This is a genomic window from Oceaniovalibus sp. ACAM 378 (assembly GCF_008085915.1).
In the GTDB taxonomy this organism is placed as follows: Bacteria; Pseudomonadota; Alphaproteobacteria; order Rhodobacterales; family Rhodobacteraceae; genus Oceaniglobus.
In genome coordinates this window covers 190,698-210,884 of record NZ_VSJK01000005.1, presented here as the reverse complement: position 1 = coordinate 210,884, position 20,187 = coordinate 190,698, and the positions used below count along the sequence as shown (strand labels likewise).

The 20,187-nt window shown below is 59.9% G+C and carries 18 protein-coding genes; 10 read left to right on the top strand and 8 right to left on the bottom strand.

Translation table 11 applies throughout. The annotated features are described in order from the left end of the window. Nucleotides 1-107: 107 nt before the first annotated feature. A complete protein-coding gene (locus tag FQ320_RS08380) occupies nt 108-788 on the bottom strand; it encodes a GntR family transcriptional regulator (RefSeq protein WP_222861585.1) in 681 nt (226 codons plus the stop codon). Between the two features lie 123 nt (nt 789-911). Here FQ320_RS08380 and FQ320_RS08375 point away from each other — a divergent pair, with 123 nt between their 5' ends. The 6 genes from FQ320_RS08375 (at nt 912) to FQ320_RS08350 (ending at nt 7,575) form a co-directional block, all read left to right on the top strand. Further along, the gene (locus FQ320_RS08375; RefSeq protein ID WP_148471262.1) at nt 912-1,991 is read left to right on the top strand and encodes a 4-hydroxythreonine-4-phosphate dehydrogenase PdxA; all 1,080 of its coding nucleotides are present in this window, start codon (nt 912-914) and stop codon (nt 1,989-1,991) included. A gap of 39 nt (nt 1,992-2,030) precedes the next feature. Beyond that, nucleotides 2,031-3,008, top strand: a complete 978-nt coding sequence (locus FQ320_RS08370) for a TRAP transporter substrate-binding protein (RefSeq protein WP_148471261.1) — start codon at nt 2,031-2,033, stop codon at nt 3,006-3,008. 58 nt (nt 3,009-3,066) lie between these two features. Further along, nucleotides 3,067-3,618 (top strand): TRAP transporter small permease, encoded by a 552-nt coding sequence (locus FQ320_RS08365; RefSeq protein ID WP_222861584.1) that lies wholly within the window; start codon nt 3,067-3,069, stop codon nt 3,616-3,618. Further along, nucleotides 3,615-4,901 carry a TRAP transporter large permease gene (locus FQ320_RS08360; RefSeq protein ID WP_148471260.1) on the top strand — a complete coding sequence of 429 codons (1,287 nt, stop codon included), beginning with the start codon at nt 3,615-3,617 and terminating at the stop codon, nt 4,899-4,901. The genes FQ320_RS08365 and FQ320_RS08360 overlap by 4 nt, the downstream gene beginning before the upstream one ends. A gap of 442 nt (nt 4,902-5,343) precedes the next feature. Continuing rightward, nucleotides 5,344-6,255 (top strand): NAD(P)-dependent oxidoreductase, encoded by a 912-nt coding sequence (locus tag FQ320_RS08355; RefSeq protein ID WP_148471259.1) that lies wholly within the window; start codon nt 5,344-5,346, stop codon nt 6,253-6,255. 66 nt (nt 6,256-6,321) lie between these two features. Continuing rightward, a complete protein-coding gene (locus tag FQ320_RS08350; protein WP_255509424.1) occupies nt 6,322-7,575 on the top strand; it encodes an alpha-hydroxy acid oxidase in 1,254 nt (417 codons plus the stop codon). 162 nt (nt 7,576-7,737) lie between these two features. Here FQ320_RS08350 and FQ320_RS08345 read toward each other — a convergent pair whose 3' ends face one another. After that, nucleotides 7,738-9,468 carry an IlvD/Edd family dehydratase gene (locus FQ320_RS08345; protein WP_148471258.1) on the bottom strand — a complete coding sequence of 577 codons (1,731 nt, stop codon included), beginning with the start codon at nt 9,466-9,468 and terminating at the stop codon, nt 7,738-7,740. 152 nt (nt 9,469-9,620) lie between these two features. On the opposite strand from FQ320_RS08345, the gene FQ320_RS08340 reads away from it, so the two are divergent. From FQ320_RS08340 to FQ320_RS08325, 4 genes are all read left to right on the top strand, one after another. Then, a complete protein-coding gene (locus FQ320_RS08340; protein ID WP_222861583.1) occupies nt 9,621-10,595 on the top strand; it encodes a tripartite tricarboxylate transporter substrate binding protein in 975 nt (324 codons plus the stop codon). Nucleotides 10,596-10,688: 93 nt separating this feature from the next. Further along, nucleotides 10,689-11,135: a tripartite tricarboxylate transporter TctB family protein gene (locus tag FQ320_RS08335; protein WP_187393826.1), complete on the top strand. Its 447-nt coding sequence runs from the start codon at nt 10,689-10,691 to the stop codon at nt 11,133-11,135. Nucleotides 11,136-11,144: 9 nt separating this feature from the next. Next, entirely contained in the window at nt 11,145-12,695 is a 1,551-nt protein-coding gene (locus tag FQ320_RS08330; protein WP_148471256.1) for a tripartite tricarboxylate transporter permease, read from the top strand. Nucleotides 12,696-12,769: 74 nt separating this feature from the next. Next, nucleotides 12,770-13,483: a GntR family transcriptional regulator gene (locus FQ320_RS08325; RefSeq protein WP_222861582.1), complete on the top strand. Its 714-nt coding sequence runs from the start codon at nt 12,770-12,772 to the stop codon at nt 13,481-13,483. A 98-nt stretch (nt 13,484-13,581) separates the two neighbouring features. Here the strand turns inward: FQ320_RS08325 and FQ320_RS08320 are convergent, their stop codons facing one another. The 6 genes from FQ320_RS08320 to FQ320_RS08295 form a co-directional block, all read right to left on the bottom strand. Continuing rightward, the gene (locus FQ320_RS08320; protein WP_148471255.1) at nt 13,582-14,232 is read right to left on the bottom strand and encodes an aldolase; all 651 of its coding nucleotides are present in this window, start codon (nt 14,230-14,232) and stop codon (nt 13,582-13,584) included. Next, the gene (otnK, locus tag FQ320_RS08315; RefSeq protein ID WP_148471254.1) at nt 14,229-15,482 is read right to left on the bottom strand and encodes a 3-oxo-tetronate kinase; all 1,254 of its coding nucleotides are present in this window, start codon (nt 15,480-15,482) and stop codon (nt 14,229-14,231) included. The genes FQ320_RS08320 and otnK overlap by 4 nt, the downstream gene beginning before the upstream one ends. 74 nt (nt 15,483-15,556) lie before the next feature. Beyond that, complete coding sequence (locus tag FQ320_RS08310) at nt 15,557-17,050, bottom strand: tripartite tricarboxylate transporter permease (protein ID WP_148471253.1); 1,494 nt, start codon at nt 17,048-17,050, stop codon at nt 15,557-15,559. Between the two features lie 33 nt (nt 17,051-17,083). Then, entirely contained in the window at nt 17,084-17,566 is a 483-nt protein-coding gene (locus FQ320_RS08305; protein WP_148471252.1) for a tripartite tricarboxylate transporter TctB family protein, read from the bottom strand. A 116-nt stretch (nt 17,567-17,682) separates the two neighbouring features. Further along, nucleotides 17,683-18,639 carry a tripartite tricarboxylate transporter substrate binding protein gene (locus tag FQ320_RS08300; protein ID WP_148471251.1) on the bottom strand — a complete coding sequence of 319 codons (957 nt, stop codon included), beginning with the start codon at nt 18,637-18,639 and terminating at the stop codon, nt 17,683-17,685. Further along, the gene (locus tag FQ320_RS08295) at nt 18,632-20,059 is read right to left on the bottom strand and encodes an NAD(P)H-dependent oxidoreductase (protein WP_148471250.1); all 1,428 of its coding nucleotides are present in this window, start codon (nt 20,057-20,059) and stop codon (nt 18,632-18,634) included. Before FQ320_RS08295 ends, FQ320_RS08300 begins: the two co-directional genes overlap by 8 nt. Between the last annotated feature and the right edge of the window lie 128 nt (nt 20,060-20,187).

The following is a 20,187-nucleotide window of genomic DNA, read 5'->3' as shown; positions in this document are numbered from 1 at the left end:
ATGGCGATGCAATAGCTGAACCATTGGCCGCGCAGGAACTGTCCCGAGCGCCTAACCTTGAAGCTGCGGCGCCCGGTCCTGCGTAAGGCTTCGCCAGCGCGGGCTGCTCAGAGGCTGTCCTGCACCCTCTCCCAGGTGTTCACGAGGTGACGCTCCATGACGGATGAAAGCCGCGGACCGTCCCTTGATTTCAGGGCCGAGATCATTTCCTCATGTTCCGACACCGCATTTGCCCAATGTTCGGGCGTGGCGTTCCCCATGAACCGAATCCGTTTGAGACGCGCCTGAATGTTGGCCTGAATCTCGACCAGAGTCGGATTGCCGCTTAGGGCGGCCAGCCGGCTGTGGAACTCCTGATTGAGCTTGTAATAGGGAAGCCGATTGCGGGATTCGTAAAAGGCTATCATCCGGCGGTGCAGGTCCAGCATACCCTTGATTTCGGCATCCGAAGCCCGCTCGCAAGCCAGCCGCCCGATCAACCCCTCCAGATGCGCCAGAACCTCCAGCATGGAATGCACTTCCAACGGGCTGAGTTTGCGCACCTGACTGCCGCGTGAGGGCCGGATGACGATCAGGCCTTCGGCGGCAAGTGTGCGCAGGGATTCCCGGAAGGGCGTGCGCGAGACGCCAAGCTGGCTCAGCAGCGTGGTTTCATCGATCCGGCTTCCGGGTTCAAGCACACCCTCAATAATCAGGTCGCGCACCCGGCTGGCCACCTGATCGTGCAGCGTTTCCTTGCGAACGGCCAGTGGATGATCCGTGTCGGTCTGCATGTCAGGGTCAGTCATCAGGGTACTCCATGCTCAGATACTAGCGTTCGCTTCGAAGAATTCACATCTTTTACTTGAACGTTTCGATTTTGTATATAATATCCAGATCAGATAATCTGTTCTCGATATTCGTGAGGTCCTATGAAGATAGCGTTCGCCATCGGCGATGCAGCAGGTGTTTCACCTGAGCTGACTGCCAAGGTCCTTGCCGACCCTGCAATCGAAGCGGGGGAAATGATCGTGATCGGCGACGCTCGTGTGCTGGAGCTTGGCTGCGCGCAGGCTGGCATCGAACTGAATCTGCCCCGGGTTTCGGCGGATACTTTGGACGACCTTCCGCAAGGGTCGGTTCTGCTGGATATGGGCAACTGCGACCCTGCCGATGTGCCGATGGGCGAGGCGAGTGCTGCCGGGGGCCGCGGGTCGGTCCAGAATTTCCGCACGGCACTGGCGATTGCCCAAGCGGGCCTTGCCGATCTGGTGTTCTTTACGCCGTTCAACAAGCACGCAATGCGCCTTGCGCAGCCTGATTATGTCGACGAAATCGGCTTTATCAACGCGACCATCAGTGCGGAGCAGTCCGGGCGCGAATTCAATGTCCTTGACGAAGTTTGGAATGCCCGGGTGACCTCGCATATCCCGCTGCGTGAAGTGGCGGACGCGCTGAGCACGGATCGGATCTATGAAAGCCTGAAACTGACCACGCAGATCATGAAGGGCGCGGGATTCGAGCGGCCACGCATCGGCGTCGCCGCGTTGAACCCCCATGCCGGAGATGGGCGCAATTTCGGGACCGAGGATGACGATATCATCGCGCCCGCCGTTGAACGTGCGCGAAACGAACAGATGTCTGTGACGGGACCGGTGCCGTCCGATACGGTGTTCGTGCGGGCCATCAAGGGTGAGTTCGATGCGGTTTTGACGATGTTCCACGATCAGGGGCAGATCGCGATGAAGCTTCTCGGGTTCGATCGGGGCGTCACGCTGATCGCCGGATATCCGTTTCCGATCGTCACCCCGGCCCACGGCACCGCCTATGACATTGCGGGGCAGGGCAAGGCCGACACCGGCGCGACGTTCAACGCCGTGCGGCTGGGCCGTAAGCTGGCCTTGCTCGCGCACCAGAAAGAAACAACCGGGACCGAAGATCACGGCGAACTTCGCCGCGCCCTTCCTGCCCTGATCGGGCGGATACGCGCTGGCACGGACGACTGGAGCTAAAATTTCACAGGCTTCGAATATCTTTTGGGAGGAGATAACATGAAACTACGACATACTGTTTTTGCTCTGGCCACCCTCGCAGTCGCGGGACCGGCCATCGCACAGCAAGAGATCATCTTTGGTCTTTCCGCTGCGAATGGATCGCTTCAAGAGCAGACGGCGAGCGAATTCGCCCGTCGTGCCAATGAAAAGCTGGGCGACAAGGCCGTCGTCAAGGTCTTTGCCGACAGCCAGCTTGGCAAAGACAAGGACATGCTCCAGAAAATCAAGCTGGGGACGATGACCATCACCTTGCCGTCTTCGACCATGCCGGAAATCGCACCAGAATACGCGATCTTTGATCTGCCGTTCATGATCAAGGACCGCGCGCATCTGGCGCGGATCGACGAAACGCTGTTCAAGGACGTTCTGGTTCCGGCCGCCGAGGCACAGGGATACCGCCCGCTGGCGATCTGGGAAAACGGCTTTCGCCAGATAACCAACAATGAACGCCCCATCGTCACGCCCGCCGATCTGGACGGGCTGAAAATCCGCACGCCAAACTCCAGCTGGCGGGTTGCGATGTTCAAGGAATACGGCGCCAACCCGACGCCGATGTCATTTTCCGAAGTGTTCGTCGCCCTGCAGACCGGCGTCATCGACGGGCAGGAAAACCCGTTGACCAATATCGCCGGTGGCAAACTGAACGAAGTTCAGAAGTACCTGTCGATGTCGGGCCACGTCTATTCTCCGGCCTATCCCACTGTTGGGATCGCCGCGTTTGAAAAGCTGGACCCCGAGATCCAGACCGTGCTGGCCGAAACCGCTACCGAAGTCGCCCTGTGGGCGCGTGAGCAGGGCGAAGCGCAGGACAGCACGCTTCTGAAGACGCTGACGGACGGTGGCATGGAGGTCAACGAGACCGACCGCGCTGCATTTGTCGAAGCGTCCAAGCCGCTGTACGAAAAGTTCGCGGAAGAGGTCGAGAACGGTCAGGCAATGATCGATCAGGCCCTGTCGCTGGCTGACGGCTCATAATGGGCAGGGGCGGCGCCTTAAATGGCGTCGCTCCGTCCGTCCTAAACAGGCAACTGTAATGATTTCAATAGTTTCCCGCGCGCTCGACATGGTTTTGCAAGTCGTGACGCTTTCCCTGATTGTCGCCCTGACCTGCGTGATCCTTGCCGGGGTCGCCTTCCGATACTCGGGCGAATCGCTGATCTGGTATGACGAAGTTGCCGTGGTCCTGCTGGCCTGGATCACCTTTCTGGGGGCCGCACTGGCGACGCTGCGCAATGCGCACCTTGGGTTCAACGGATTGCTGTTCGGCCTGCCGACCGGCGGTCGCCTTGTCCTGTTCTGGACGGGCGAGACGATCTTTATCGCCATCTTTGCCATCGTCACATGGTCGGGCTGGCTGATCCTGGGTATTTTCGGCAACGAGATGATGACGACAGTGCGCTTCGTGCCGCGTTGGTTCGTGCAGGGAATCCTGCCAGTCAGCGCCGCGCTGATGGTTCTGGGGAGGCTGCTGACCATACCCGCGCGTTTGCGCGACGTGTATGCCGGGCTAGACCCCGAAGCGCAGGAAATCGCACATGAAATCGCGCGCGCTGAAGCTGAACTGAAGCAGGGGCGTCAGCCATGACCGAAGCGATGATCATTTTTTCGATGTTCCTGATGATTGCGATCGGCGTGCCCATCGCCGTTGCGATCCTTGGCTCGGCGCTGCTGGGGGTGTGGTTGCTGCACGGCTCCCTCGGGTTTCTGAACGGGGCGCTGTCGCTTTATGACGGCGCGACAAGTTTTCCGCTGATCGCGATCCCGCTGTTCGTTCTGGCAGGGGCACTGATGAACACCGGCGGAATCTCGACCCGCCTGATCGATTTCGTATCCTCGCTGATCGGTTTCGTGCGTGGCGGTCTGGCCATGGTGAATGTCGGCGTCTCGCTGTTCTTCGCCGAAATCTCGGGCTCGGCGGTGGCCGACGTGGCCGCAACAGGTTCGATCCTGATCCCGGCGATGAAGAAGCGGGGGTATTCGCCGCGTTTTGCTGCCGCGATCACCTCTTCCTCGGCCTCGCTGGCAATCATCATTCCACCGTCGATTCCGATGATCCTTTACGGTGCGCTTTCCGACACCTCGATCGTGCAGCTTTTCGTCGCCGGTATCATACCGGGCCTTCTGGGTGCGGCGGGCCTGATGGCGCTGAGCTGGTATTTCGCCGTCCGCTATGACCTGCCGCGGGAAGAGGCATTTAATCTGTGCCGGGTCTGGACGACCTTCAAAAGCGCCGGCTGGGCGCTGCTTTTGCCGATCATCATCCTTGGCGGTATCTTCGGCGGGATCGTCACCGCCACAGAAGGCGCCGGAATCGCGGTGCTGGCGGCCCTGCTGATCGGCACTTTCGCCTATCGCGAGTTGAACGCGCGCAAACTTTATGACGCGCTGGTGGACGGGGTAAGTCAGACTGCGGTTGTGATGCTTCTGGTCGCGGCCTCGGCTGTTCTCGGGCTCTACCTCACCGAGACCGAGTTGCCACAACGGCTGGCCGAGGGGATCACCACGATCACCACCAACAAGATCGCGGTGCTGCTGATCATCAACGTCTTCCTGCTTGGCGTCGGCATGGTCCTGCATGGGGCCGCGGCGATTATCCTCACGGTGCCGGTCTTCATGCCGCTGGTCCATGAGATGGGGATCGACCCGGTGCATTTCGGCATCCTGCTCACGTTGAACATCGCGCTGGGTCAGCAGACACCGCCGGTTGCCAGCGTGCTGATCACCGCCTGCTCGATTGCCAAGACGGACGTGTGGGCGACAACCCGCACCAACCTGCCGTTCATCGGAGTGCTGGTTGCGGTGCTGTTGCTCGTCACCTACGTTCCTGCGGTTCCGCTCTGGCTGGTGGGGATCTTCTATGGCCCGTGATGTCCGACGGGCACTGCTGCGACGGTGAAATGGTGGCAGGTGTGGCGCTCTGCCGCCGTTGTCAGGGGCAGAAACGAAGTTCTGTGAGCGTCTGAGTTTCCGCGTCAGGCACCTTGGCGGAATTGGCGCGTCCGGGCTGAATTCGGTCCGGGCGTCACTATGACGCTGGCTTGCAGCCGCAACCCTTTGACGAATTCAGCCGGTGCGATGGACAGATCCGGCAGGTGGTTGGGCGGCAGGGTTCTATTGGCTTTTTGAGAGCACTCTGGATCCAACGGCATCTCACAATTTTTTGCTAGAGCTTTGTCAACAATATTGATAACGATATTTCAAGCATATCGGTGGCCAAAGTGGGGGAGCAGGATGTGATTGCGAAACGTTCAGACGATTGTACAGATGCGACCCGGGCTTTTGCGCGTCGTTTTGGGCGGTTGCATTGGGTATGACCGCGCGTCCGCTTGTCCATGTGCTTGGCACGATTCATCCCAATGCGATTGAGTTATTGCGGCAATCGGCGGATATTCTGACGGAGGCGGACCCGTTCCCGTCGGCCTGTGATGCGGTGATCGTACGCATTCGCCCGCTGAGCGGTGCAGAAATCGCGGCCTGTCCGAACCTCAAGGTGATCGGCAAGCATGGCGTCGGGGTTGATGCCATTGATGTGGAAGCCGCTGCGGCACGGGGTATCGCGGTCGAAACAACGCCCGGGGCGAACGCGGAAGCCGTGGCTGACCTTGCAATTGGTTTTGCCCTGTCGCTCATTCGAAACATCCTGCCGATCACGCTTGCGATGCGTGAGGGCAGAGCGGTCGATCCGGCGCTTCGTGTCGGTTGGGATCTGGGCGAGTTGGAGGCCGGAATTGCGGGCTTCGGTGCCGTGGGGCAGGCGGTCGCCCGGCGCCTTGTGAATGGCTTCGGGACGTCGACGGCAACCTATACGCGAAACCTGACAGGTGATCTGCCGGTGCCGGGGGTGGCGCGCGTCGACAGTCTGGACGCTTTGCTGCGTCAAAGCGAGATTGTGTTTTTGCACATGCCGCTTTTGCCGGCCACGAGGAATATCATCAATGCCGATGCGCTGTCGTCGATGCCAAAGGGCGCGTATCTCGTGAATTGCGCGCGTGGCGGGATCGTCGATGAGGCTGCGCTGGCCGACGCTCTTGCCTCTGGGCATCTTGCCGGCGCGGCATCGGATGTCTTTGCGACAGAGCCACCTGAGCCGGACAATCCGCTTTTGCAACAGCCCGGTTTTCTCGCACTGCCGCACCTTGGCGCTTCGACGAATGGCGGGTTGGAACGGGTCGGGACTGAAATTGTCCGCAAGGTTCTTTTGAATCTGGGCGCAAGATCGTGACCGACGTCGCGACCGGGGTTGCGCGAAGCTTAACACCGGAGCGATCAAAAAGTGAAGGAATCTGCAATGCCGTCGCAAACTGAAGTTAATGAGGCATCGGCGCCCCGCTTTGAGCCCGCCGTATCCAAGCGGATGAAGGCATCAGCCCCCCGCAGGCTGCGCCGGGCCTTTTCACTGGATGATTTCGAGGCCGCCGCGCGGCGTCACCTGCCAAAGCCGATCTTTGACTATGTCGCGGGGACGGCCGAGTCGGGGCGAAGCCATTCCGCCAATCTCTCGGACTTCGCCGCGATTGGCTTTGTGCCCAATTCGCTGCGGGGTCATATCGGGCGGTCCCAGAAAACTGTCATCTTTGGCAAAGAATATGATCGGCCCTTCGGAATCGCGCCGATGGGTTTAAGCGCGCTGGCTGCCTATGACGGCGATGTCGTTCTGGCACAGGCCGCCGCCGATTGCGGAACCCTCGCAATGATGAGCGCGACCTCGCTGACATCGCTGGAACGGGTCGCCGAACAGGCGCAGAGCCGGTGGTTTCAGGCCTATTTTCCGGGCGACGAAGAACGCGTACTAGGCATGACCGACCGGATCGCCCGCGCCGGGTTCGACACATTGGTCATCACCGTGGACGTCGCAGTGAATGGCAACCGCGAAACCGACTTGCGAAATGGGTTCGCGACGCCGCTGAAACCGACACCAAAGCTTGCCTGGCAGGGGGCGACACATCCCGCCTGGCTTTTGGGCACCGCGTTCAAGACCCTGCGGACACATGGCATGCCGCATTTCGAAAATCTTGATGTGGATCGCGGCCCACCGATCCTTGCGCGTGATCTGGTGCGGTCATTCTCGGGGCGCGAACAGCTTCGCTGGGATCACGTGGAAGCCGCCCGTGCCCGCTGGAAAGGTAATTTTGTCCTGAAGGGTGTTCTGTCGCCAAAAGATGCCGAACGCGCCCGCGCTATTGGCTGCGACGGTATCATCGTCTCGAACCATGGCGGGCGGCAACTCGATGGCGCGGTCTCTGCGATCTCGGCTTTGCCAAAGGTTGTCGAAGCCGCGGGCGATATGACGGTGATGCTCGACAGTGGCGTGCGGCGTGGCACGGACGTTCTGAAGGCGCTGGCACTCGGGGCGCAGTTCGTCTTTGTCGGACGCCCGATGTTGTACGCCGCCGCAGTCGCCGGCAAACCCGGTGTACGGTATGCGATGGATATCCTGTCGGCCGAAATCGACCGGAACATGGCGCTTTTGGGTATCGGCGATCTGTCTGAAATGACCCGTGATCTTTTGGTAATGCCCGACACTTCACGCCGCTCGTTCTGAGTATCAGACTTCACCGGGAACGGGTGTCATTCGCTGGCGATCACCGCATTTGATTTGGTGATTTTACGGGGCGTTATCAGAGTTATGTCCTGCCACGCGACGAGCATGATGTCGTCGCGTGGCAGCGGGCACCACGCATGAAGCAATGCGTGGTGGGGTCGCTCAACCCTCCGTAACGGGAACTTTTCCGACAGCGACCGGCACGAGGAAATTGAAATCGCAGCCCTGGTCAGCCTGCAGCACCGAGTCGAGAAACAATTTCAGATGCCCGCGATCCGACCCTGCATGTTGGCGCGGTACGATCTCACCCCGGCGCCGCTCAAGTTCATCTTCGGCGACATCCAGCGTCAGGCTCCGCTTTGCAACGTCAAGTTCGATCATGTCGCCGTCGCGCACCAGCGCCAGCGGTCCGCCGTCACTGGCTTCGGGCGTGACGTGCAACACGATGGTGCCCGAAGCTGTACCGCTCATCCGCGCATCCGATATCCGCACCATATCCTTGATCCCGGCGCGGGCGAGCTTGCGCGGGATCGGCATATACCCGGCCTCGGGCATGCCCGGCGCGCCCTTCGGACCGGCATTTTGCAGCACCAGAATGTCATCGCCGGTCACGTCGAGGTCGGATGCGTCGACCCGTTCCGCCATATCCTCGACCGAGGTAAAGACGACGGCGCGACCGCGATGCCGCATGAGGTCTGGACTGGCCGCCGACTGTTTCACGATTGCGCCACCGGGGGCGAGGTTGCCGCGCACGACGGCCATACCGCCCTCTGGATAGATCGGCGCAGAGACCGGTGCGACGATTGCCTGCTCAAAGCTGGCAGGCGCGGCGTCGATCTCTTCGCCCAGCGTCCGTCCAGTGACTGTGACGCAATCCAGATGAAGATGCTCGCGGATCGCGCGCAGGATCGTCACCAACCCGCCCGCATTGTGAAGATCCTGCATATAGTGCTGGCCTGAGGGTTTGAGATCGACCAGCACCGGCACCTTGCGGCCAATGCGGTCAAAGGCATCAAGATCAAGCGACAGACCGGCCCGGCCCGCCATCGCGGCCAGATGCACGATACCGTTGGTCGACCCACCAGTGGCCAGAAGTACAGTCAGTGCATTCTCGAAGGCGTGTTGCGTCATGATCCCGCTAGGTTTGCGGTCGTCACGCGCCATCGCAACGGCGCAGGCACCTGTGGCTTCGGCAATCCGGCGCCGGTCGGACGAGACAGCTGGGGCAGTGGCGCCACCGGGCAACATCATTCCAAGTGCTTCGGTGACCAGTGCCATGGTCGAGGCTGTCCCCATCACGCCGCATGTGCCTGCTCCGGGCACCAGTTGATTGTTGACCTCGGCAATTTCCTGATCGTCGATTTCGTCGGCGCGGTAGCGACCCCAGAACCGGCGGCAATCGGTGCAGGCGCCGACGCGTTCGCCACGGTGGCTTCCGGTCAGCATCGGTCCCGTGACAAGCTGGATGGCCGGGATATTCGCGCTGAGTGCACCCATAAGCTGTGCCGGTACTGTCTTGTCGCAGCCGCCGATCAGAACGACAGCATCCATCGGCTGGGCGCGGATCATTTCTTCGGTGTCCATCGACATCAGGTTTCGCAAGTACATCGAGGTCGGGTGCGAGAAAGATTCGTGGATCGAAATCGTCGGAAACGGCACCGGCAGGGCACCTGCAAGCATCACACCGCGTTTCACCGCCTCGATCAGATCGGGAACGTTGGCGTGGCAGGCATTATAGCCGCTGAAAGTGTCGACGACGCCGATGATCGGCCGTTCCAGCGCATCGTCGGAATACCCCATGCCCTTGATGAACGCCTTGCGCAGAAAAAGCGAGAACCCCGCATCGCCGTAACTGGTCAATCCTTGCTTCAGGCCGCGATTTTCATCGGACATCGTAAATTCTCCTATTCTTGAGCGTCAGGATTCAGATGACACGAAATCGCCCAGTATTGTCAACAATATGTTTGACAGAATTGGTCTCGGTGTGAATAGTACAGCACGATGCGCTTGGAGGAGTGCTGGGAATTGAAATCGGGAGGTTCATTATGAGAATGACACTTATCACGGCGCTGGTCGCCACAACCGCCGTCGTAGGCGCGGTTCACGCTCAGGACAGCGGCTATAGTCAGAAAGAAGTCTCGGTCATGCAGGGCTTCAAGGCTGGCGGCGGGTCGGATGCTCTGGCCCAGTTGGTACAGCCTTTCCTGGCCGAACAGCTTGGTGTCAACTTCGTTAATCAATACATTCCCGGCGCGACGGGGGCCATCGCATGGACTCGTCTGGCCAAACAGGCGCCGAAGGACGGATCGACGATCAGCATCACCAATACGCCGATGCTGACGACGAACTACATCATGAATCCTTCCATCACCTATACGCTGGACGAGATCACACCGATCGCCAACATCGTTACAGACCCCGGCATCGCCGTGGTCGCAGCCGACAGCCCGTTCCAGACCTTCGCCGATTTCGTGGCGGCAGCCGAAGCAGCACCCTCGACGGTGACCGTGGGCAACTCGGGCGTTGGCGGAGACGATTACTTTACCTCACTGCAATTCGAAAAGGCGGCAGGGGTCCAGCTCCAGAAGGTTCCGTTCCAGGGTGACGGCCCGTCGTGGACTGCGGCCATGGGCGGCAAGATCGACGCCAGCTTTACCAATGTCGGCGTGACCTATCAGCAGATCAAAGAGGGCAATCTGCGCGCCTTGGCCGTCTTTTCCGAAGAGCGGCTGCCAGAGCTACCTGACGTGCCCACGGCCACCGAACTGGGCTATGATCTCGTCGCGGGTTCGTCGCGTGGCTATAGCGGCCCCGGCGATTTCCCAGAAAAAGACCGTGAGGCAATGATCGCCGCCATGCAGCGCGTGATGGATGACCCGGCGTTCCAGAAGGCGGCAAAAGAGCAGGCGCTGAACATCGATTTCGTGGCTGGCGATGATTATACCGCCATGCTGAAACGTCAGGAAGACGAATATCGCGTCATCTGGGCTGAGATCAAAGACGAGGTTCAGGCCAAGTAATCGAGACCAAATGACCGAGACCAAATGATCAGTACCGGTTCGGCGGGGGCGCGCTACCCCGCCGGACCGGCAATAACGATAGGAGGCGACAAGATGGGACAGATATTCGTTTCGCTATCCGCGATCCTGCTTGTCGCGGTGTTCCGCAGTCAGACGGTGAACTATCCCAAAACCGCCGCGCGGCTTCCCGATCTGATCGGATGGGTGGTTGTGTTGCTGGCCTGCCTTGCCATCGTGCAGGTGCTTTTCGACTGGCGCCGACAGCGCGCTGCCGGAACGCTGGTTGTCTTTCCCGCGCCGGACTGGCGGGCCGTCGGCATCGGAGGCGCCTTTCTCGCGCTGATCCTGATCTACGCGCTGAGCATCAACATGGTCGGTTATCTGATCGCGACGCCGCTGTTCATGCTGATCCCGTTTCTCATATTGCGCCCCATCGGACGAGTTGCTGCCATTGCGACGGCGGGCACGGTGACTGTGTTCATCTGGCTGGTCTTCTTCTGGTTTCTGAGATTGTCCATTCCGCTTTTTCCAGTTTTCTGAGGGCACCAGATGAACGAATCCTTGCTTATGGTGGGGCTCGCCAACGTCGTCGAGCCATCGAACCTTCTCGCGATATTGGCGGGAACGATGATCGGGATGTTCATCGGTGCGATGCCGGGGCTGTCGGCGACGATGGCCATCGCCCTGCTTTTACCGCTGACCTATTCGCTCAAGCCCGAAACCGGGTTGGCGATGCTTGCCTCGCTTTATCTCGCGGCAATGTATGGCGGATCGATTGCCGCGATCCTGCTGCGAACGCCCGGCACGCCAGCGGCCGCCGCCACCGTGATCGACGGCTATCCAATGGCGCAGAAAGGACAGGCGGGCAGGGCGCTCGGACTGTCGCTGACCGCGTCGCTGATCGGCGGCATCATGTCTTCTGTGGTGCTTCTGACTGTCGCGCCGCTTTTGGGACGGATCGTCTTGAATTTCGGCCCGGTCGAGATCTTCGCGGTCGCAGTGCTCGGGATCACGATAATCGGGTCGCTCTCGCAGGGTTCGCCCGTTCTGGGGCTTTTGTCCGGCGCCATCGGCCTGCTTCTGGCGATGGTGGGGATGGACCTGACAACCGGAACGCCGCGCTTCACCTTTGACCAGTTGAACCTTTTCGGCGGGATTGATTTCACCGTGGCCCTGATCGGGCTGTTCTCGATCCCCCAGGCGGTCCGGCTGATCGCCAAGGGCGATGCCAACGCCGCGGCCAGCGTATCGCAGGTAAGCGACCGAATGCTGCCGACCTTTAGCGAGTTCCGCACGCTGTTTCCCAATGGTGTGCGGTCCGGCTTGATCGGGATTTTCGTCGGCCTGATCCCGGGGACGGGCGGCGACACGGCGTCATGGTTTGCCTATAACGAGGCAAAGCGGTTCGCAAAGAACAAGGCCGAATTCGGCACCGGCTGCCCTGCTGGCATCGTTGCGCCCGAGGCGGCCAACAACGCCGTGGTGGGCGGCGCATTGATCCCGACCATCGCGCTTGGCATTCCCGGTTCGTCTTCGACAGCGGTGCTTATGGGCGGTCTGATGGTCCATGGTATCCTGCCGGGGCCATCGCTGATGACCGAGCATGGCGACGTCACCTATACGCTGCTCTGGGCGGTGCTGTTTGCCAATGTGGCGCTGTTCTTTGTCGGCCTGATGTTCACCCGGGTCTGCGTCATCGTCACCCGCGTGCCCAACCGAGTGGTGGGCCCGGTCATTGTGGTGCTGTCAGTCATCGGCTCTTACGCGATCAACAACTCGATCTTCGACATCGGGCTGATGATCACCTTTGGCATGATCGGACTGGCCTTCGACAGCTTCCGCATCCCGACGCCACCGCTGGTGATCGGCCTGATCCTGGGTCCGATCCTTGACACGACCTTGCAGCAGTCCCTGTTGATCGGCGGAGGCAGCTACGGCATCTTCCTGCAAAATCCGATTTCAGCGGTCCTTCTGATATTTGCACTCCTGTCGATGTTGCAGGCGACGCCGTTTTTCGGTTCGCTCTCAAAGTTGATCAGAAGGCCAAACCGCAACGCCAAAGCTGCGGATGATAACATCGGCGGCAGCACCGGTGAATGACATAGATCCCCGGGCACTGCGGCCCGGTCGATTGACAATCAGCACAGGGGGCCACAAGCGATGTGTCAGGCGTGATGGCGAAGACAAAGAGGAATGACATCGAAATGTTCGGCGAGGCAAAGCAATCCGAGATCAGGCTGACCGGTGAAGACGCCAGTTCCGCCGTCGCGGCCGCTCTCGAAGAGGACATCGTTCTTGGCCGGCTTCAACCGCGCGAACGACTGATAGAAGAGGACCTGGCCGCCCGTTTTAAGGTCAAACGTCATCTCGTACGGCAAGCGATCATGGATCTTGAGCGCCTCGGCCTGGTTGAGAGGGTTCGAAACCGCGGTGCGGTCGTCCGTTTCTACAGTGCGCAGGAAGTCGAGGACATCAACGCCGTGCGCGATGTGCTTGAAGGCCACGCGGCGTCACTGGTGGCGCTTCCGGTGCCGGACGACGAGCTCGCCAATCTTTCGGAAATCGAGGCACGGCATGTCGCCGCAATCGATGCAGGTCTGCATCGCGAAACATTCCGAACCAACCTTGAATTTCACCGCCACCTTTTCGGACTCTGCGGCAACCCGGCCCTGATTGCGGCGATCGATACGCATGCACAGAAGTCCCACGCATATCGTTCGATTCTGGCCAGTGACCGCAGCTATCAGGACTGGGCTGCCGGGGCGCATCTGGCGATGATCGACGCGATGCGGCGCGGAGATCGCGACACGCTGGTCCGGCTTTGCCGCGAACACCTGATCCCGGCTAAAAACCGCTATATCGAGACCTGGAACTCGCGCTTCATGTGACTGAATTGGATTGACTGGAGTGGTTCATCGTCAGGGTAAGGTCTATCCAGTTTTCGAGGTGACGACGAGATGGCTGGCGATTGAGAAAACCCGGAAGACTAGCTGTCCCACGCGACGTTGAAGGTTTTTACCAATGTCGTGACCTGATCGTCGGAAAGCCCACGGGGGTTCAGGCCGCGTGTCATCATGGCAAGCTGGGCCGAAGCCTCAAGCTCCTCGATCGCATTGACGGCCGCCTCCAGAGTTTTGCCCGCGACAACCGGCCCGTGATTGGCCAACATCACCGCCGCACGTTTGCCCGCCAAGCCGCGAATTGCGTCGCCGATCGCCTGATCACCCGGCATGAAATAGGGCAGCAGTTTTACCCGACCGAGCTGCATGATCGGATAGGGCGTCAATCGCGGCAGAAAGTCATCCTCGTCCGCGTCGGGCATCATCGAGAGCGCGACCGAGTGGCAGGAGTGCAGGTGAACGATCGCCCCGGTGGTCGAGCGAGACTCGTAGAACGCGCTGTGCAGCGGCATTTCCTTGGTGGGTGCGTCGCCTTCCACAAGGTTCATGTCAGCGTCGAAGCGGCTGAGCCTTGCCGGATCCAGCGTCATGAAGGATGTGCCCGTCGGCGTCACCAGCAGCCCGCCATCGGGTGTGCGGGCAGAGATGTTTCCGGTCGACCCATGGGTCAGCCCCCGCCCGTGGAGCGACCGCGCGAACATACAGACGGATTCGCGCAGCTTGTTGATCTCACTCACGACTTCCCCTCCAGAACGGCAAGCGCCTTCTCGAAGAAGTCTTCATCACCGAAATTGCCGGATTTCAACGCCAGCACCAGATCACGCCCTTGATCGGCGACTGCGGGAACGCCCGGTGCGATCTCAGGGCCGATGCGGAGCGCCTTGATCTTCAGGCCCTCGACCACTGCGCCGGATGTCTCGCCGCCTGCAGTGACAAGCCGCTTGACGCCACCGGCGACCAATTGCCGGGCGGTTTCTGCAAAAAATTCCTCCAGCTTGCCGGCGACTGCCTCGCGGCCAAATCTTTCTTGCGCCGCCTTGACGGTTTCAGGATCGGCAGATGAATAGATGAGCGCCGTGGATTGCGCGTCCAACGCAAAGCGGGCGGCGTCTTCGGGCGTGATCTGTTGCTCCATCACCTGTTCGGCCGTGATCTCGTAAGACGGGTGGTTTTCAGACCAGCGGGCAACCTGTGCCCGGGTCATCCGCGAGGCCGAACCGGCGATTATCGCACCCGGGCCCTGCAGCCCTGTCCAGTTTGTGTCGGGCGCTGCCAGTTCTGTTCTGGACATCAGGTTGGCCGGAAGACCCAAGGCAATGCCTGAACCTCCGGTAATAAGCGGCAGTTCCTTTACCGCCGCACCGATCTGGCGCAGATCCGCGTCGCGGATCGCATCCACAACGATGATCGGACGGCCCGCTGTCGTCTCGGCGGTGATTGCTTTTGCAATCGCTTCCGGACCCTCGAACACCACAGTGGCAGGCACATGGCCCACGCCGTGACCGGTCTGGTGCGCCAACCATCTGCGGATGTCGGGGTCCGTCATCGGGGTCAGGGGGTGATGCTCCATCCCGCTTTCCGACAGCAGCGTGTCGTTGACGAACAGGTGCCCCTGATAGACCGAGCGGCCCGCCGCGGGGAACGCCGGACATACGATGACCGAAGAGGCACCGAGCCTCTCCATCAACGCATCGATCACCGGGCCGATATTGCCTTCTTTGGTGGAATCGAAAGTGGAACAATATTTGAAAAAGAACTGCGTGCAGCCCTGCGCCTGCAACCATTCCAGCGCCTCAAGCGACAGGCGCACGGCCTGTTCCACCGGGATTGTGCGCGATTTCAAGGCGACAACACCCGCATCAACACTGTCAGGGGCGGGGCCGTCCGGCACGCCGGTGAACTGCGTCACCCGCATTCCCTCTTTCGCCAGCATATTCGCAAGATCCGAAGACCCGGTAAAATCGTCACCGATACAGCCAAGCTTCATGTTCTGTGACCCCGAGCATTCAACACGGTTTTCGATTTACGATTTGGCATCATGTCAAACATCCTCAGATCCGCTTACGCTGTTTCATCGCGCCGCGCACGTTTGCGGCGCAGAATTGGCGCCACTATTGTCACGGTGACCAACACGAAGGCAATCAAAAGCAGAACTGCGCTGATCGGGCGGGTCACGAAGATCGACAGATCGCCTTGTGACAGTGCCAGTGAGCGACGCAATTCGCTTTCCGCGATGGGGCCAAGAACGACGCCAAGGATGATCGCCACCAGCGGAAAACCGATCTTTTCCAACAAGAACCCCGCCACTCCGAACCCCAGCATAAGCCAGACGTCCATCATCGAATTCTGCACGGAATAGGTGCCCACCACGCAACAGATCACGATGATCGGGCCCAGCACCGAATAGGGCACATCCAAAAGCTTGGACAGGACGGCAATGAACGGTTTGGAGAACACCAGGATCATCACGTTGACCATCATAAGACCGACGAACACCGCATAGATCAGTTCATTATTGCCAGACATGAAGGTCGGCCCGGGGGTCAGACCATGGACGATGAAGGCCCCCAAGATCACCGCAGTGGTGCCCGAACCGGGAATCCCCAGCGCAAACAGAGGTACCAGCGCGCCCATGGCGGCGGCGTTATTGGCGGCCTCGGGCGCGGCAATTCCTTCGGGGGCGCCCTTGCCAAAGCGGCTGCGATCCTTTGACCAGCGCACTGTCTCGCTGTAGCTGACCATCGCTGCGGTCGATGCGCCGATGCCGGGCAGAATGCCGATCACCGTGCCGAGGATGGACGAGCGGACGATCGTCGTCCGGATCTGACGAATGACCGGCCAGTCGAATATCTTGATCTTGAAGGATTTGCTGGTCAGGTGGATATCCCCTTCCTGACAGCGTTTGAGCACTTCAGAGATGGCGAAAAGACCGATGATCACCGGGATCAGGTTGACCCCACCCATCAAGTGCAGACTGCCAAAGGTGAACCGGATCGTTCCGGTCAGCGGATCGATCCCAACGGATGCGATCATCAATCCGATGCAGACCCCGATCAGCCCCAACAACAGATTGCCGCCAAGCGATGCCACAACCGTCAGCCCCAGAACCGCCAGCGCGAAAAATTCGGGTGACGAGAACTGCAATGCCATGTCGGCCAGAAATGGCGTCGCCAATATCAACACAAGTGTGCCGAACATGCCGCCAATAGCCGACGACAGAATTCCGATCCCCAGCGCTTTGCCGGCCTCGCCTTTCTGGGTCATCGGATAGCCGTCAATTGCCGTCATCACCGCCTCGGGGGTGCCGGGTGCGCGATACAGGATCGCCGTGATCAGCCCCGAGAAAACGCTGGACGCATAGATCGCGGTTAGAAGCATGAAAGCCCCGGTTGGCTCCATCGAATAGGTCACCGGCAACAGGATCACGACAAGGATCACGCCGCTGATACCGGGCAGCGCGCCGCCGACGAACCCGATCAGAACCGCCGAGGTGAGGATCAAAAGGTTGATGGGCTGCAAAACAACCCAGAGGCCCCCGAGAAGATCTTGAAACATTGCGAACCCTTTCCAGCGGGTTTTCTATAACTGTCAGGGAAGCGGGATGCTCAACAGGCGGTCGAAGACCAGTGCAACCAGAACGATGGCGGCGGCAGTCGTCATCACAATATGAAGCGGCCTGCGTTCGCCCAAAACTATATTGACTGCGACGGCGAAGACTGCGGTCGCAATCAGATAGCCGGTGAACTCCATCGCAACGGTATAGGCTATGGTCAGGCCCAAAACTCCGACATGCCGCCAGGGGTGCACAGTCGCAACATTGGTATCAATCTCGCCGTTAACCGCATCCTCGGGCACCTCGGACGTTCCGAAATAGCTGGCACCCTTCCGGGCAAGCAACAGGAACATCACGGCGACAAGACCCAGCATGAGGATCAGGATCGCGAGGGGCCAGGTGCGTGGCCCGATCAGAGTGGTCACCTCGGCGCCACCCGGTAATTGCAGTGCCTGCCAGAGGAAATAAAGACCGATCACGGCGGTGCTGATGGCAAACGCATACAAACGTGCTGTCATCGCGTGATTCCTTTTTTGCCTTACGAATTCAGAATATCGCCCCTGATCCAAGGTGACGGGCGCCGCACGCCCCCCATGCCTTGGCAAAGCGGACGTGCGGCGCTTTCGGGGTCAGATCAGTTGTCTGCCATCAGCTCTTCGAAGAAGGCCAGGTCCTTTTCCAGAGCCTGACGATAATCCGCGCTTCCAAGCCAGCCGGCCCGCACGTCCAGATTGGAGCGCTTTGCATAGGTCTGGTATTCCTCGGAGTCGAAGATGTCCTTGAACGCGGCTTCGATGGCCGAGATGGTTGCAGGGTCGGTCTGGGCGTTGATGAAAACGCCACGTTCGTTGCCGAATGTCAGATCCCAGCCATTCTCGGCTGTCGTCGGGATATCAGGATAGGCGTCCAGACGTTCAGCAGAGAACGCCAGAATCGGCTTCATCCTGCCCGCTTCCATATAGCCTTGAATCGCGCTGATCTCATTCATCATCCCGTCGACATTACCGCTCAGCAGGCTGGCCGAGGCACTGCCTTCATTATCGTAGGGGATATAGCTGAGCTCGAGTTCCGCCTGCTTGTTCAGCCCCAGAAAGGCCATCCGGTCCACGCTGGCGGCATGGGTTCCGCCGATCACGACCTTCTGGCCATTCTCACGGGCGTTGGCCATGAATTCTTCAAGGTTGTCGTATTTTTCAGGATTGACGACCAGCATCATCACGTCCGACTGCATACGCGCAACCGGGGTCAGTTGGTCCAGACCCACCGGGTTCTGACCTGCCGCACGGCTGGTGATGAATGTCGTCGACGCGAAATCAAGCGATGTTCCGTCCGGCTCGCTGTTTGCCGTGCGCTGGTGCGCCAGAACGCCCGAAGCAGCAGGCAGATTGATGACCGTCATATTGGTTTTTAGACGCTCTTCCAGCATTGGCTGGATCGTGCGGACAAAATTGTCAGTTCCGCCACCGGCACCCGCCGCCACAAAAGCCGTCATTTTCGGCGGCTGAAAGCTGTCTTCGGCCCACGCGGGCGCGGTCAGCGCCATGGTGGCCATGACCGGTCCAATAACAAGTCTACGGATCGTATTATGCATGTTTTTCCTCCCTTGGATTTACTGCATCATCAACGGTTTTGGCGTATCTCTGATCCTGCTCTTGGCGCAGTTTCAGAAGGGCGCTGTTTTGGTCGAGGTTGAGATCGCACATTCTGATCGGCTGTCCGGCTTTCACCGCCTGCCGCAAGCTGCAATTGGCAGCAAGATAGAATGGCGCCGGACTCTGTGCGTCAAGCGGCGTTCCGGCGACGATCCGGGATGACACACCCTCAATCGAATGGTGGTGCCCGCCCATGGTAAGATGTGCGCCAGCCTCGAAATCGCGATCGGCGACGGCAATCAGGTCGGCATGGTGCTCAAGGATCTCGGCCCCGGAAGACACGCCTTTCAGGGCCACCTCAAAGATGCTGGTGGCGGCTTCCATCCCCAAAAGGTGCCGCGGCAGATAGATCATCGCAGTCCGGCCATTGCGGCTGACCACATGACCCTTGCCGCGCAGCATGTCCCATGTTTCTGCATGTTTGCAGCGTACGATGACGAACACACCGCCTGCAAAACTGATTTCATCGGGGCGGCGCAAGCAATGGAATACGTCCAGAACGCCAGCCTTTGACAGGATGCCGCCGTCGCTTTCTTCACAAAGGATTGCCGGCACTTCATCGATACGGGCGATCGGACAATGCAGGTCGGCGCGGTCAGGCAGCATCCGGCAAGAATTGGCAACGATGGTCATTTCGCACAGATCAGGCACGGCGCGCTGCGGCAGCGCTTTGGTTGCGGCAGTGCGGCGGGCAACCATATCGGCGCAATCGGCATCGCCCAATTGCTCCAGCCCTGCGAAATCGGGCACGTTGAATGCCACGCCGTCACAGGTCATCACGCCAGTGTCGCGGTCATAGACCATATCGTATTCGCTGGATTTGCCAGCCGCTACAATTTCGAAGCCCAGAACCTCGGCCCATGTGATAAGCCCGATCAAAAGACTGGGCTGGTCACCGTCCACCGGCGTCACGATCACGCCTGCGTCGCGCGCCATGGCGGCAAGTCCCGGGCCGACCACGCTGTCGACCTCTTTCGAAACCATCGCAACGTGGCGCCCGGCCTTGATTGCAAGGCGGGCGTGATGCGCTCCGACCTCTGGATTGCCGGTCGCCTCGACCACCACCTCGACAGGCAGGGCGGCGACGAACTCGTAACTGCCCGCCGCGATAAAGGCGCCGTCTTTCCATGCCTGCGTGGCCGTCTCGATATCGGTGCAAATGCGAATATTGCTCTGCTCGATACCCACGTTGTGCAGGCTCTCGGCGGCGATCTCTGCGTCAATGTCGACGGCCACCCGGACAGACAACCCCGGCACGACCAGCCCCTGAGCCAGAAAGCTGCGCCCGAATCCGCCGGTGCCGATGATGCAACACTCGACCGTGCGCCCCTGTCGGTTGAAATACGTGTGATAATTCATCCGTGCGTTCCGTTCGTATATCGCGACCCTGCCAAAGGTGGTCGTTTTCAGATTATTTGATCTAGTTGCATGCAATATGTGAAGGAATTACACACTATCCATGATACTTGATCAGTTAGCGAGCGTAT